Below are 1,058 nucleotides of genomic sequence, written 5' to 3' on the forward strand. Positions count from 1 at the left end.
TGAACCCGAACCGGAGGAGGCTCCCACCGCCCCGGTCGCCCAGCCGTCCGTTCTGCCGTGGGTGCTCTCCGGCAAGAACACCGACGCGCTGCGCGCCCAGGCCGGGCGGCTGCTCGCCGACGTCGAGGGGCGGCCCGAGCTGTCGCCGACCGACCTGGCGTACTCGCTCGCCACCACGCGCGCCGCGCTCGACCACCGTGCCGTGGTCGTCGGCGGGGACAGGACCGGGCTGGTCTCGGGTCTGGAGGCGCTGGCACATGGCGAGTCGGCGGCCGGGCTCACCGAAGGCGCGGTGGCGGACGGCAAGGTGGCGTTCCTGTTCACCGGGCAGGGCAGCCAGCGGCTGGGGATGGGCCGTGAGCTGTACGACGCCTACCCGGCGTTCGCCGAGGCGTTCGACGCGGTCTGCGATGAGCTGGACGCACATCTCGAACGGCCGTTGAAGACGGTGCTGTTCGGCGAGGATGCCGAGGCGCTCGACCAGACCGGGTTCACCCAGCCCGCGCTCTTCGCCATCGAGGTGGCGCTGTTCCGGCTGGTCGCGGCCTGGGGGCTGAAGGCCGACTTCCTCTCCGGCCACTCCATCGGCGAGCTGGCCGCCGCCCATGTGGCCGGTGTGCTCTCGCTCGCCGACGCGGCGAAGCTGGTGGCCGCCCGTGGCCGTCTGATGCAGGAGCTGCCTGCCGGTGGCGCGATGATCGCCGTCCAGGCGGCCGAGGACGAGGTGCTGCCGCTGCTCACCGACCGCGTGAGCATCGCCGCGCTCAACGGGCCGACCTCCGTCGTCATCGCGGGCGACGAGGACGCGGCCGAGCGGATCGCGGCGGACTTCGAGGAGCGGGGCCGTAAGACCAAGCGCCTCACCGTCAGCCACGCGTTCCACTCGCCCCGCATGGACGGGATGCTGGACGCGTTCCGTGAGGTTGCCGAGGGCCTCACCTACGAGGCCCCGCGCATCCCGATCGTCTCCAACCTCACCGGTGGCGTCGTCTCCGCCGAGGAGATCACGACGGCCGACTTCTGGGTGCGCCACGTCCGCGAGGCCGTCCGCTTCCTCG

At 72.6% G+C, this 1,058-nt stretch carries 1 protein-coding gene; it reads left to right on the top strand.

What is annotated here, in order from left to right; translation table 11 throughout:
- A partial coding sequence (locus KN815_RS47555; RefSeq protein ID WP_216347984.1) for an acyltransferase domain-containing protein occupies positions 1 to 1,058 on the top strand: 1,058 nt, incomplete at both ends.

Source organism: Streptomyces niphimycinicus (assembly GCF_018883605.1).
In the GTDB taxonomy this organism is placed as follows: Bacteria; Actinomycetota; Actinomycetes; order Streptomycetales; family Streptomycetaceae; genus Streptomyces; species Streptomyces niphimycinicus.